At 34.7% G+C, this 14,193-nt stretch carries 10 protein-coding genes and 1 riboswitch; all 10 genes read right to left on the bottom strand.

The genetic code is table 11. The annotated features are described in order from the left end of the window. Positions 1–200: 200 nt before the first annotated feature. Positions 201–1,223 carry a 3-deoxy-7-phosphoheptulonate synthase gene (locus tag MHB61_RS02690; RefSeq protein WP_137015809.1) on the bottom strand — a complete coding sequence of 341 codons (1,023 nt, stop codon included), beginning with the start codon at positions 1,221–1,223 and terminating at the stop codon, positions 201–203. 306 nt (positions 1,224–1,529) lie between these two features. After that, positions 1,530–2,477, bottom strand: a complete 948-nt coding sequence (locus MHB61_RS02685; RefSeq protein WP_003130410.1) for an IS30 family transposase — start codon at positions 2,475–2,477, stop codon at positions 1,530–1,532. Between the two features lie 189 nt (positions 2,478–2,666). Continuing rightward, the gene (gene metF, locus MHB61_RS02680) at positions 2,667–3,518 is read right to left on the bottom strand and encodes a methylenetetrahydrofolate reductase [NAD(P)H] (RefSeq protein WP_003130232.1); all 852 of its coding nucleotides are present in this window, start codon (positions 3,516–3,518) and stop codon (positions 2,667–2,669) included. Further along, entirely contained in the window at positions 3,508–5,781 is a 2,274-nt protein-coding gene (gene metE, locus MHB61_RS02675) for a 5-methyltetrahydropteroyltriglutamate--homocysteine S-methyltransferase (protein WP_043991150.1), read from the bottom strand. The genes metF and metE overlap by 11 nt, the downstream gene beginning before the upstream one ends. Positions 5,782–5,932: 151 nt before the next feature. Then, entirely contained in the window at positions 5,933–6,586 is a 654-nt protein-coding gene (locus tag MHB61_RS02670) for a metal-dependent transcriptional regulator (RefSeq protein WP_003130230.1), read from the bottom strand. Between the two features lie 93 nt (positions 6,587–6,679). Then, a complete protein-coding gene (gene mgtA / locus MHB61_RS02665) occupies positions 6,680–9,412 on the bottom strand; it encodes a magnesium-translocating P-type ATPase (RefSeq protein WP_003130229.1) in 2,733 nt (910 codons plus the stop codon). A 258-nt stretch (positions 9,413–9,670) separates the two neighbouring features. Then, a riboswitch (M-box (ykoK) riboswitch) is annotated at positions 9,671–9,831 on the bottom strand. A gap of 63 nt (positions 9,832–9,894) precedes the next feature. Continuing rightward, the gene (dltD, locus tag MHB61_RS02660) at positions 9,895–11,181 is read right to left on the bottom strand and encodes a D-alanyl-lipoteichoic acid biosynthesis protein DltD (protein WP_010905855.1); all 1,287 of its coding nucleotides are present in this window, start codon (positions 11,179–11,181) and stop codon (positions 9,895–9,897) included. Beyond that, the gene (gene dltC, locus MHB61_RS02655; protein WP_003130226.1) at positions 11,171–11,410 is read right to left on the bottom strand and encodes a D-alanine--poly(phosphoribitol) ligase subunit DltC; all 240 of its coding nucleotides are present in this window, start codon (positions 11,408–11,410) and stop codon (positions 11,171–11,173) included. The genes dltD and dltC overlap by 11 nt, the downstream gene beginning before the upstream one ends. A gap of 42 nt (positions 11,411–11,452) precedes the next feature. Further along, positions 11,453–12,676: a D-alanyl-lipoteichoic acid biosynthesis protein DltB gene (gene dltB, locus MHB61_RS02650; protein ID WP_010905856.1), complete on the bottom strand. Its 1,224-nt coding sequence runs from the start codon at positions 12,674–12,676 to the stop codon at positions 11,453–11,455. Beyond that, a complete protein-coding gene (gene dltA / locus MHB61_RS02645) occupies positions 12,676–14,175 on the bottom strand; it encodes a D-alanine--poly(phosphoribitol) ligase subunit DltA (RefSeq protein WP_003130224.1) in 1,500 nt (499 codons plus the stop codon). Before dltA ends, dltB begins: the two co-directional genes overlap by 1 nt. Positions 14,176–14,193 lie beyond the last annotated feature (18 nt).

Genomic DNA, 14,193 nt, shown 5'->3' with positions numbered 1-14,193 from the left:
AAGATTTATTTTAAAAAAACTAAAACTTATATAAAAAGATAAATTAAAAAAGTAGCAAAACTACTCTTTTATATTATTATTTTAAAAGGTGGTACGATAAGGTTTGGTTCTTTACTTTTGATAGAAAAATTTATTTTCTATTTGAACAGAATATGAAAATATTCTATTAAGTTTCTCACTCATCCCTTCTCATTTTACAATCACAAATTATAAATTTCATTAATAAGTTCTTCTGTTTTATCCCAACCCAAACATGGGTCAGTGATTGATTTTCCAAATACTTCTGGTTTGTCTTGACGACCGTCTTCAAGATATGATTCAATCATAAATCCTCTGACATATTTATGAATTTGTTCATCCCAATTACGATTGACTAATGTTTGACGAACAATTCTTATTTGTTCCATATACTTCTTCCCAGAGTTATCATGATTAGTATCAATAACAATAAATGGATTTTGTAAACCCATTTTTTCGTATATTTCGATACTTTCAAGAAGATTATCTGTATAGTAATTTGGATGGTTTTTACCATTTTCATCTTGTCCACCACGAAGGATGGCATGAGCTAATGGATTTCCTGATGTTTCTACTTCAGCATTCCCAAATAGAAAATCTTGAGATTGTTGGGCTGCATACATTCCATTAAACATAACTTTTAAATTCCCTGATGTCGGGTTTTTCATTCCTGTTGGGGCATCTATTCCTGAGGCAACAAAGCGATGTTGTTGATTTTCAACTGAGCGAGCGCCAACTGCATAGTAACTTACTAAGTCATCAACTAATGGTAGATTTTCTGGGTATAGCATCTCATCTGCTGTAGTCAGACCAGTTTCAGTAATTACTTTATAGTGAAGGTCACGAACCATTTTTATCCCATTGATAAGGTCTGTATGTCCATCTGCATCAGGTTCGTGAATGAGGCCTTTATAGCCATCTCCGTTTGTCCGCGGTTTTGCAGTATAAACACGCATCACAATAAAAATTTTATCTTCTACTTCTTTTTGAAGTTTTGACAATCTGTGAGCATATTCTAGAACTGCAGCTTCATTATCCGATGAGCAGGGGCCAATGACTAAGAGGATTCTATCGTCTTCACCCTTAATTATCGCTTCAAGTTCCTTATCACGTTTTTCTTTCTTTTCTTGTTGCTCATCATTTAAATGATTTAGCTCTCTTACATCTTTAATGTTAATTTTGTTACTGAGTTCTTTAAAAGTCATCTTTTACCTTTTTTCTATAGTTTTTTAGTAAAAATACTTAATAATATTTTACTTGCAATAAATTTTTTCTATTTTACTTTTTATGTGCCTCCTTTATAATAAAAAAAGACGTCCCAGGGGACGTCTTCTTTATCCCCTAGATGATTAACGAACATCAAAGAGGACCCACATTTTATTAGCCAAAAACTAATGTGGATCATTCATAAAGAAAAAATAAAATTTTTTAAAGTTGTTAATCATTTTGGAACCTCGATATTTAATATTATTAGTTAGTATAATTAAAATTTCGCAAATTGCAAGTCCAAGTTAGCCAGCCAAGCTCATCTCATATGAACTCTTATAGTTGAACATTTTTCTTGGATAATGGTTCATCCAATACTCGATAGCGGCGACTTCTTCAGGGGTCGTCTTTGTTGTGCCTTTTGGCAGATGCCTACGAATCATTCGGTTATGGTTTTCATTCGTCCCTCGCTCAAAGCTCGCGTAGGCGTGTGCATAGTAAACTGGACAGCTTACGACCTCAGAGAGCCTTGCAAATTCATGGCCATTGTCAGGGGTAATGGATTTGAAGTCATAACTTTTTTGAAGTTCCACCAGCTCATCATTGACCGCCTGTGCTGTTTTCCCATCAATCAAGCGAATGATCTCCGTGCGGTATTTTCGCTCTGTGAGCGTCAAAAGCACCTTGTTCTTAGCTCTCGTAAGAATGACCGTGTCAATCTCGTAATGCCCCACTTCTAAGCGATTGTTAATGAACTCAGGCCGTTCTTCAATAGACTTGCCAAAAGGATGCTTTGGCGCACGAGGTTTGATTTTCTTTGCCGCCTTATACTGCGGATAGAAAAGATGATGACGCTTGGCTTCTAACCAGCCCCAGTTGACCCAATTGTAGAGGCTGCTCAGAGAAACTCCTTTTAGAGCCTGATGAATGACTTCCAAAGAGTCCTTGTCTTCTTTAAGACGTGTACTCACATAACAATCAATCTCAGTCGTGAGTTTACTCGGACGAACACTGTGAGCCCTCAATCCTTCATAATTTTCTTGAGCCTTTTTAGCAGAGTATTTTACCTTCCGCTTGAGCTGGATTTCCCCTCGCTTCATCTCTCTGTCAATCGTCCCATGAGCTTTATTCAATAAGCGCGCAATCTCACGGTTGCTCAGTCCTTCTTTATTGTGCCAACGTTCAATGTTTAAACGGTCTTGATTGGTCAGGTGTTTCCCTTTGCTCTGGCTTGTGATAGAATAGTCTTGCATCTGAATTTCCTTTTTATACTATTTGGTCGAACTTCTAGTATAAGAGATTCAGATGTTTTTTGCTTGACTCAAGGTGGCTAACTTCATTTTACAATTTGCGATAATTAAAATTTTTTGATTTGTCAATTATTTATCTATTTTTTCTTAATTTTATTTCAAAATTTCATTTTACATAACTTTTATTATGTATCAAAAGGTAAATAAAGAAGAAATTGAAGCATGGATGGAGTGTGCCGTATTTGCATTATTCATCGTATAGAGGTGAATTCCAGCAACATCCTCTGTTACTAAATCAACGATTTGATCGATGGCGTAAGCAATTCCAGCATCCCTTAAAGCGATAAGATTATGTTCATATTTTTCGAGTATTCTAATGAATTTTGCTGGTAATGGCGTATTACAATTTTTTAATAGACGAAGAATTTGATTTCGATTGATTACTGGCATTATTCCGGCGAATATCGGAGTATTTATCTCAGCAATTGCGCATCGTTCTTGAAAATCATAGAAACTATCATTATCAAAAAATAGTTGCGTGATTAATCTGTCACAACCAGCATCTACTTTTTCTTTCAGATAATGAAAATCACTCACTCGATTTACTGATTCGGGATGAATATCGGGGTAGCAAGCACCTAAAACTTCAAAACTATCATCATAATCTTTGATAAATTTAACCAAATCACTTGCAAATTTAAAATCATCTTTCATCGGTTCATCGCTGATATCACCTCTTAAAGCAAGAATTTTTTTGATTTGTTTATCTTTTAACCGTTCCAAAATTTCGATCACTTGAGCTTTATCTAAATAAGCGGCAGGTAAATGAGCAACCGCTGGAATATCTAGTGTATTGTTTACATAATCAGCAAACTTTATAGTTGTATCTCCAATATTATCATAATTATTGTTACTACAAGTTACACTGATAAAATCTGGCGAGAGAGTTCTTAGGCTATCCAAGGTCTTTACCAAGTTGGTACTTCCAATTTGAGTTGTAGGTGGAAAAACTTCAAAAGAAAGAATTTTGGAATTACTTGTCATATTCAACCTTTTCCTTTCTTAACACCCTAGTTGCCTCAACTAAGTGTCTTAAACTAGGAATGGTTTCGGCATTACCACGTGTTTTAAGACCACAATCAGGGTTTACCCAAACTTGTTCAATTGGTAATTTGTCCAATATTTTTTCTAATTGATTTTGTATTTCTTTTACGCTAGGTATTCGTGGAGAATGAATATCATAGACTCCAGGTCCAACCAAAGTTTTAAAATGGTGAGCTTTCAATTCATCGATAATTGATAGCTCACTTCTACTTGCTTCAAAAGAAATTACATCAGCATCCATTGCGTCAATGGATGGAATAATATCTTCAAATTCAGAATAACACATATGCGTGTGAATTTGTGTTTCCGGTTTTACTTTAGAGTGAACTAAACGAAAGGCAGGAATTGCCCAATCTAGATATTCTTTATACCAATCACTTTTGCGAAGAGGTAACTTTTCTCTCAAAGCTGCCTCATCAATTTGAATAATCTTAATGCCAGCTTTCTCTAAGTCAAGAACTTCTTCTTGAACAGCTAATGCCAATTGTAAAGTACTTGCTTTTAGCGAAATATCTTCTCGCGGAAAAGACCAATTTAGAATCGTTACAGGACCTGTCAGCATTCCTTTTACTGGTTTAGATGTTTGAGATTGAGCATAGGCTGACCAACGGACGGTCATAGCTTCCGGTCTAGTGACATCAGTCCACACGATTGGAGGTTTGACACAACGTGTCCCATAAGATTGAACCCATGCTTTTTGAGTAAAAACATAACCTTCTAACTTTTCTCCAAAATACTCTACCATGTCATTTCGTTCAAATTCACCATGAACTAAAACGTCTAATCCAATATCTTCTTGGAGTTTAAGACATTCTTTTATTTTTTCTTCTAAGAATGTGTCATAATCTGCTTGGCTTAATTCTCCTCGCTTATTTTGTAGCCGAACTTTTCTCACTTCTGCCGTTTGAGGAAATGAACCGATGGTTGTGGTTGGTAAAACTGGTAAATTAAGCGATTGAGATTGACTTGCTCGTCTTTCGACTAGTGAAGGTTGTCTAGTAAAGTCTTTTTCTGTTAATTTATCAAGTTTTTGCTTAAGTTTAGAATTTTCACGAACTCTTTCATTTTCAAAAAGTTCGACATTCTTCTTCAAAAAAGAAGTGTTTTTATTAAAATAAATATCGGAAATTTCATCAATTTCATTTAATTTTTCTGTGGCAAATGAAAAGTGTTTAAGGATTTCTTTTGATAATTTAGTTTCGTTTTTAATTGTTACTGGAACGTGTTGTAAAGAGCAGCTTGTATTAATTACGATATCTGCTACTTCATCTAAAGCGGTTAGTAGCTCAAGTGTCTTTTGATAATTATTACGCCAAATATTTTTTCCATTTACTAATCCTGCAAAAAGTATTTTCTTTTTGGGAAAACCGTATTTTTGAATAAGAGCTAAAGAATCTCTTCCTTCTATAAAATCAAGACCAATACCATCAAAATCAAGCTTTATTATTTCTTTATAGCTATCACGAACATCTCCAAAATAAGTTTGAAGAAGTATATTAAGGTTGTTTTTACTCTTAAGTAGTTCTTCATAAATACTCACAAATAATTTTTTTTCTTCTTCAGTTTGGTCTAAAACAAGTGCTGGTTCTTCAATCTGTAACCATTCTACTCCTAGTTGATTAAGTTCTTTTAATAGTGTTTGAAAAGCTACAATAACATCAGATAATACTGTATCTTTCGTGGCTCCTGACTTGTAATCTGCTAAAACTAAAAATGTATATGGGCCAATAATTGTTGGTCTGGTTTCAAATCCAGCAGATTTTGCTTCCTTATATTCATTTAATAATTTTGAAAAATTTGCTTTAATAATTGTATCTTTGTTAATTTCTGGAACTAAATAATGATAGTTTGTATTAAACCATTTTTTCATTGGTCTTGCTTTTACGTCATTTTGTTCATCTTGGAAACCACGCGCTAATGCAAATAAAGTATCTAGTTCACTTAATTCTAAATTTTTATAAGACCCTGGAATTGCACCAAGAGCAATTGATAGATCTAAGGTTTGGTCATAGAAAGAAAAGTCATTGGAAATAGGTGAGTCAATTCCAGCTTCTTTTTGACTTTTCCAATTTTCCAACCGAATTTCTTTGGCTACTGTTTGTAATTCTTCTTCTGTAATTTCTTTACGAAAATATTTTTCAAGAGCAAATTTTAATTCACGGTTTGAACCGATACGTGGGAAAGCAATAATTGATTTTTTCATAGTCATAGTCTCCAATTTTTAATAGGTCTATCTTATCAAATTTAATAAAACTTTAATAATACATTTTTAATATGATGACCTATAGTTTTAAACTATATGAAAACTCAAAAATAAAAAGTCCAAATAAATTACTTGGACTTTTAGTGTTATCTTATCTTCTATGCATGAGATGAATTTTATCCTGTAAAAATGGTGGAATAACAATTGAACTTTCTCTATCTTCTTTAATAATTATTGATTTATCTTCTAATATATCGATTACTTTAATAAGATGCGGAAGAGAAATTTCTAATTTTTTGAAAAAGTTTTTTCCTTCTTCTTCTATCAGAGTAACATGATAGGTCTGTTCAACTTGTGCCTCATCAAGCGTTAATTCCACTTCATTTTTCAGCCAAAATGATTCTGTAGGAATTTCTGAGCCGTGAGGGTCAGTTGCTGGATAGCCCATCAGGACATATAGAGATTCAATCAACCTTGGTGATGAAGCATGTTCTAAATTTTCGGCTTCATCATGCACTTCCTCCATTGTATATCCAACCTTCTCAAAAAGAAAAGTTTCCCAGACCCTATGACTTTTTAAAATAAATCTCGCTTCGTGATTTCCTAAGTCTGTAAGTGATACCCCATAATAAGGTTTATGAATAACAAGTTCTTTTTTGGCTAATCGTTTAATCATTTCAGTGGCGCTTGGTGATGATACTGATAATTTTTGAGCAATGGCATTAATACTAACAGATCCATTATTTTCATTTTTTAGGCTATATATTGCCTTTAGATAGTCTTGTTCATTTTTTGATGTTTTCATTTTTTTACCTTACTTTTCTTGATTTAATTATAGCATAGACTATACCAAAGTAAAATAAAAGTGGGACAAATTATCACCACTTTTATTTTTTATTTAAAGTAATTCACCGTATTTTGAAACAAATATTTTTTTAAATATGGTGACAAGCATCATATACATCACTACTGTTAAAATTAGCCATGGGAAAAAGTTAATTGGTAAAGCCATTAAACCAATTGAATGTCCAAAGCTTGTGAATGGAATGATTGTGAGTCCAATGATTCCCATGAAAGTTAAGATTGTTAGTGGAGCCGAAGCACGACTTTGTAAAAATGGGATTTTAGGAGTACGAATCATATGGATAACCAAGGTTTGAGTCCACATTGATTCAACAAACCAACCAGTATGGAAGAGCGCGATAAATCCAATATATGCTACACTTCCAGGAACAAGAGAGCTAAATGGTCCAAATGTTGCTGGACAAATCACAAAGAACATTAGGAGATAAGTTGTAATATCGAATACGGAACTTGTTGGGCCAATCCACAACATGAATTTACTTACAGAACTTGCATCCCATTTTCTTGGAACAACCAAATATTCTTCATCGACATTATCCCAAGGAATAGCGGTACAAGAGAAATCATAGATTAAATTAAGTAAGAGAATATGAATAGATAACATTGGAATAAATGGTAAAAATGCACTAGCGATTAGAACTGAGAACATATTACCAAAGTTAGAACTTGCTGTCATTTTTATATACTTAATCATGTTAGCATAGGTTTTTCTTCCTTCAATAATTCCTTTTTCAAGAACCATTAAATCTTTTTCTAACAAAATTACATCAGCTGACTCTTTGGCAATATCTACAGCACTATCTACTGAAATTCCAACGTCAGATGATTTCATTGCTGCTGCGTCATTAATACCATCTCCCATATAGCCGACACTATTGCCTGAATTTCTAAGTGTTGTTACTATTCTGGCTTTTTGTTGAGGTGATAACTTAGCAAAAACAGAAGCTTCCTTGGCAACCTTTGCCAATTCATTATCATCTAATTGGTCGATATCAGAACCTAAAATAGTTTTATCAACTGGAAGTCCTACTTGTTTGCAAACTGAACGAGTAACTTTATCGTTATCACCAGTCAAGATTTTAACTGATACCCCATATTTATTGAGTGCTTTGATTGCTTTTGCTGTAGATTCTTTGGGTGGATCAAGAAAGGCAAGATAACCCATTAACACCATTTCAGATTCATCTTGAACCGAGAATGTATCTATTGGTGAAGGATTTGTTTTTTGAGCGACTAAAATCACGCGCATTCCTTCTTCGTTAAGTTCATCAACTTTTTTCAGAATGTATGCTCTGAGTTCAGGAGTTAAATGAACAACATTTCCCTTATCTTCGACTAAAGTACAGATGTCTAACATTTCTTCAGCTGCACCTTTAGTAATCATTTGCGTTTTTGAAGTCGCTCCATTAGTATTGCTTTTTACTACAACACTCATCCGACGTCTTTCAAAATCAAAAGGAATTTCATCAACTTTTGTATATTTACTACTTAGACCACCCAGTTCAGGATTTTTATCTTGCTTGGCTTCGGCTCCTTCAATAATTGCCAAATCCATTAAATTCTTTAAACCAGTTTGGTAGTAACTATTCAAAAATCCATGTCTTAATACTCGAATATTTTCTTGCCCATGAATATCTAAATGACGCATTAATACTACTTTATCTTGTGTTAATGTTCCAGTTTTATCAGTGCAGAGAATATTCATTGAACCTAGATTTTGAATAGAATTTAGGTTCTTGATGATTGTTTTTTCTTTTGACATTGTGACTGCACCTTTTGCTAGGCAAGTTGTCACAATCATTGGTAACATTTCTGGTGTTAAACCAACAGCAACTGCTAAAGCAAATAGTGCAGCTTCCATCCAATCACCTTTAGTGAAACCATTGATCAATAAGACAAATGGAACCATAACTAACATAAAGCGAATAAGGACCCATGAAACTGAGTTAACGCCTTTTTCAAAAGTTGTTTTAGTTGAGTCTTCGGTTACACTTTTTGCCATTTCACCAAAAATGGTCGCATCTCCAGTTGCAATTACAACTCCATAAGCACTACCAGAAATGACATTTGAACCCATGAAGGCTAGGTTTACTGACTCTGTGATTGAATCATCTTTTTCATCAGTAGCTAAATCTAGTTTTTCTACTGGTTCGCTTTCACCAGTTAAAGAGGCTTGGCTGATAAATAAGTCTTTTGCTTGAATAATCCTAAGGTCTGCTGGAACCATGTCTCCAGCTGATAGATGGATAATATCGCCTACGAGAACTTCTTCAATAGGAATCTCTTGACTTCCTGATTCTAATCTATGAACGTTTGTCGTCGTCGTAATCATTTTTAAGAGATTCTCAGCAGCATTTCCACTTCTAGTCTCTTGAACGAAACGCAGAATTCCTGAGATTAAAACCATTGTAGTAATGATAATGAGTCCTTGGGGATTTTTCTCACCAGGAGCTGCTAAGATAATATCCGTAAAAGCTGAAACTAATGCTAAGACAAACAATATAATGGTAAAAGGATTGATGAACGCTTGATAAAGCCGTTTAATAAGTGAACTTTTTTTACCACGCGTAATCGTATTATCTCCATATTGTTCACGAGAGATTTCTACTTGTTCTTCACTTAATCCTTTATTTGATGTTTTAAATTTTTGAAATAGCTCCTCTTTTGTAGAAGTTTTTGCAAATTCTAATCTTGCATTTATTTCATTGTTATCTACAAATGTTGTAGCTCTTTTTGTGTTTTCGAGTGTTTTTCTAATTTTTTTCATTGGTCTGTACCTCATATTCTATAATATTTTTGCGTGTACAGTCCCAAACGTTAGGCACTTTAAAGAAGGTGATAAAAACGGAAAGCTGCTCTTATCACGTTAATTATCTGCGGCCTATCAGGCTCGGGACTATTAATGGTCTGGGATTCCATTTCCGTTTTTCACCTCCTTTTTTAAATACAAAAAACCTTGCCTACAAAACTTGAACGTAGGCAAGGGAATAATTCCAAAAAAGATATCACTATTATAGAGCGAATCAGTTACAAGCTATCGTTCAAGCTTTAGCTCCGCAGGGCGATGTTGTTGCACTATTTCACGCCTTGTTTTTCGACGTGAACTGTTGGCCCTCTCATCGTGTCTCCACGACTCTGCGGCAGCAACCCGTATCCCTGCGGTAGCCTCACCTACCGACGGCTATGCTTATGGCATAACCAAAACAATTATAACTGTTCTTTCTATTTTTGTCAATCTTTTTTTATTATTTAATTTATGATAGACTCTGTTGCACCATTCATTGCCCAATCTTTTGATAAAAATAACGAATTATCAATATGATAGTTGACCTTACTTGGTGTCTTCATGAATTTTTCAATTGCTTTGTCTGTAGCCAACCAACCTTTAGTACCAAAGTGGACAGTGTCACCAGAGGCATAAGGCGTGTTATACATATCTGTTAAGTCAGCAATTTGATAAAAGCCTTGACTGCGCAATTGTGTTTTAATTTTAGAGCTGAAATTTTCGAGTGTTGCTTTTGATACTCCAGTGTAAGATGACCATGAGCCATTTACTGGTTGAATAACAAATAAAACATCATTATTATTTTTGGCAAACACATTTAAGAGCTGTTGGAAATCCTGATACTCTGGGCTTTCTAAATAGGTAACATGCTTTTTAAAATTTTCAAGATGTTTGTATTTGGATTTTATTTTCTTATCCCAAACTTTATTATTGATTTGGAAAGGATTGTTATTTGAACTATCTTTTCCTTGATCAACTGCCAATTTTTCTAAGTTTTCAGAGGTTGGATCATTGGGTAATTCTTTAGCAAACTTATTAATTTTTGGTGTAAGTCCAAGAGGTTGTGCTGTGAATTGTGAAACACTTGAGAAGAGTAAATCTTCTTTTCGCCAAAATTGAAGATTGGTCGCCACAGTCATTTTTTGTAGAGTGGTCAGTGGTTTTTTATCTGCTAGACGTTCTAGAGAATTATAAATCGTCTCTTCAGATTTAAGCGATCTAAATCTTAATAAATGTTTTGCAAGTTGGGTGGTGGTATTTTCTTTAGGATCTGCTTCTTTTAACCAACCGTAAATCTCACCTTTGGATACAAAGTTTTTCAATTCACTTTCAACAATTCCTTGTTTTGAAAACCATTGTGGACTAATGACAAAAACAATTTTACGATTTTTTAACTCATTTGCCACAGAGTTCATGTAGAAAAAGTGGGTTAAAGTAGTTGTTCCTGGTTGTCCTACTAAGAATGGCGTAAAACCAGAATTGTATTTTTTGAAATAGGCACTTGGGTGAAAAGAATCCACATGTTCCATTTCTGATGAACCAAGAACTGGTAAAAACTCGGGGTCTGAATAGGCTTGTTTTTTAATTGAATAGCCTGTAAAGCTTGGAGTATTTAGTGGTGATTGAGCAAATTTAATAAGTTGGTCTTTTGAGTATTTCATACCAACATTTATTGGGAGAAATATCAGTAAGCCAACAAGGGCTAAAGCTGCAATTAATGGGCCAATGGCTCTAAAAATTTTAATTTTCATCCTTTTTTTCCTGAACGCGTGCTGCTATTTTATTTGCTGTATTCCAATCTTCACGGTCCATTTCTGATGGTGGAAGACTGATATCAAAAGCGCCTTCTAATTCAACAATGAGCATGATGGCTCTCATTGAATCAAGAATTCCTTCTTCAAATAAATCCATGTCTAAGTCTTCACGGAATTCGTCTGTGCCTGATACGGTTTCGATAATATCAAAAATTTGTTCTTTCATTTTGTTTCTCCTAATGTTTTTTTATGATATGCCTAACGCCTTTTAGAAGTTAGGAAGTGGAAAATGTGGATCTATGCAGTGCATAATGATGTGATTTGGTATTCCTGAGAAAATAAGGAAACTGATAAATACTAGATTAAATGTAATGAAAATACTTATAGCACTTGTCCATTTATTATCTGGAATTTTCCAGTTTTTACGTTTCTTCAGACGTTTCCATGCGTCATACCCAATCATTAACATGGCGTGGTAGAAACCATAAAGGATGTAATACCAAGTTAAACCATGCCAGAATCCCATGAGTAACATATTTGCGAGGTAACCAACATTTGAGATGGTTATCATATTTTTCGACCATTTTTTAACCATGAATGTTTTCACTAATCTCATGAATACAAAGTCACGGAACCAAAAACTCAAAGTCATGTGCCATCTTTGCCAAAAGTCATGAATATTTTTAGCTAGGAAGGGTTTGTTAAAGTTGTGTGGGAGGTCATATCCCATTAAATTGCTGACACCAATAGCGAAGAGTGAGTAGCCAGCAAAGTCAAAGAATAGATAGAGTCCGTAAGCATACATTGATGATGAAACATTCAAGAAGCTTGGGTGTATTGTTGCAGAGATTGCAATGCCATGTAGCCAATATTGGTCAATCAAGTATCCGATGATGAATTTATAAAGGAAACCTTGGAAAATTCTAAAGACACCTTTATTTAATAAATCAAGGTATTTCTCAGTGACAACTGGCGCTTTTAGTTCTTTAACAAAACGTCGGAAGCGGTCAATTGGTCCTGATGAAATCGTTGGATAGAAATAGAGGAAATAAAGAAATTCTTTAAGAGGAACGGCTTTAATAAGTCCGTCTCGTATTTCCATAATCATGGCTACTGTCTTAAAACTGATGTAAGAGATTCCTAAGAATCCAAGAATTGAACCTGGTCCAGGTCCTGGATTGAACAGAGGATGCACTTTGACAATCACTAATGGCAAAATAGAGAGCAGAATGATGAGGTAGAAAACAAAACTCTGATTCTTGTTTTGTTTTACTCGATACCACTCATAGAATTTTACAATGATGGTCTGGAAGACTCCGAAGCCGATTAATGCCCAAATTGTCACTGTTCCCGAAAATGTCAGCCAAAGAAAAGCGATGGTCAATAGGACTTGATACCACATGAGTTTTTTGCCCAGAAGCTGGGCAATAACGATAGGAATTAAAGCAAGTCCTAAAATCACGAAGTAAAAGGGTGTTGAATAGGGTTGCACTAGTTGTCACCTCGCTCTTTTTGGGCGAGTGCCTTGCGGTCAACTTTGCCATTTTGATTCAATGGGAACTTTTTAAGATAAACAAACTTAGTTGGCATCATGTAATCCATAATTGTTTTTGAAAGTTCAGCTTTGAGTTCTTTTGTGAAGGCGCGTTCGGCTGCACGGTCTTCAAATGTTTTTTCTGTTTCTAAATAAGCGATTAATGCGGTGACTTTATGCTGGTCATTCGTTTTCGGTAAGACTACCGCTTTTTCAATCTCTTTTAAGTTTTGAATATTGGCTTCAATATCTTGAAGTTCAATACGGAATCCATTAAATTTAACTTGAAAATCAATTCGTCCTTGGTAACGGAGCATTCCGTCAGCCGAAATTGAACCGGCATCTCCTGTATGATAAGCGGGTTTTCCGTCGACTGTGAAAAAGGCTTGCTCAGTTTTTTCTGGATTTTCAAAGTAACCTTTGGCTACCGAATCACCAACAATGATGATTTCCTTATCCATAATTTTTAAGTCAACACCTGGTTTGGCAAAACCAATTGGGACACGATCATTTTCTGTCAGTAATTCTTTCGTGATTTTTACTGACGAAATGGCTCCTGTTGCTTCTGTTGGACCATAGGTATTGTATATATTTGCTGACGGAAAAGCTGTTAGTAATTTTTCTGCTGTTTTCTTTGTTAATTCTTCACCGCAGAGAATAAATTGAACTAATTGAGGGTGTTCTTTCTCAGTGAACGAAGGGTCCAATAAGCAAATATCAACAAATGATGGTGTTGAAATCCAAGTATTAATGACCGTTTTGTTCAAACGCTCAAAAAGTAATTTGAAGTTGGTTGTTTCGTCACGTGAGAGTGAAATTAATGTTCCGCCAGTTGTAAGACTTGGATACAAGCTGAAAATTGATAAATCAAAGCTGTAAAGGGCTTGTGACAAGATTTGATTATTTTCAATTTTCATAAAATCATTGTTCATCCAATTGGTGAAAGTCACAAGATTATCATGACTGACTTCAACACCTTTTGGTACTCCTGTTGTTCCAGAAGTATAAATAATATAATTGCTGTCATTTCCAGAAACAGCTTTAGAAAAATCAAGTGCTGGAAGTTTGTCAGTCAAAATCTGGTCAGTAAGTTCAAGAGAAATTCTGTCAGTAAAAAGTGCTTCAAAATCTGCTGACAGCTCAACTGTAGTGAGTACCGCCGCTGGTTTTGCCGCTGATTTAATCATTTCTGTCCGCTCAAATGGTGTGTGAGCATCAACAGGAATATAAGCGTGACCCCTTAAATTTGTCGCAAGCATGGCTGCTAAAGTGATAAAATCGTTTTTACCGAAAATCAAGATTGGACGCTGATTTAAATTGCGTTCATTGATTTGTTCTGAGATATGTGAAACCGCGGCAAATAATTGACGGTAAGTAAATTTCTGCTCACGCTCGGCAAGTACAATAAGGTCTGGTTCTTTTTTTGCAATTTCAAAAATTTGTTCTAATAATTTCATAATTAACTCCTTCGATAA

It is taken from the genome of Lactococcus sp. FSL K6-0773 (assembly GCF_038006485.1).
In the GTDB taxonomy this organism is placed as follows: domain Bacteria; phylum Bacillota; class Bacilli; order Lactobacillales; family Streptococcaceae; genus Lactococcus; species Lactococcus lactis.
This window is presented reverse-complemented; position numbering and strand designations above follow the sequence as displayed.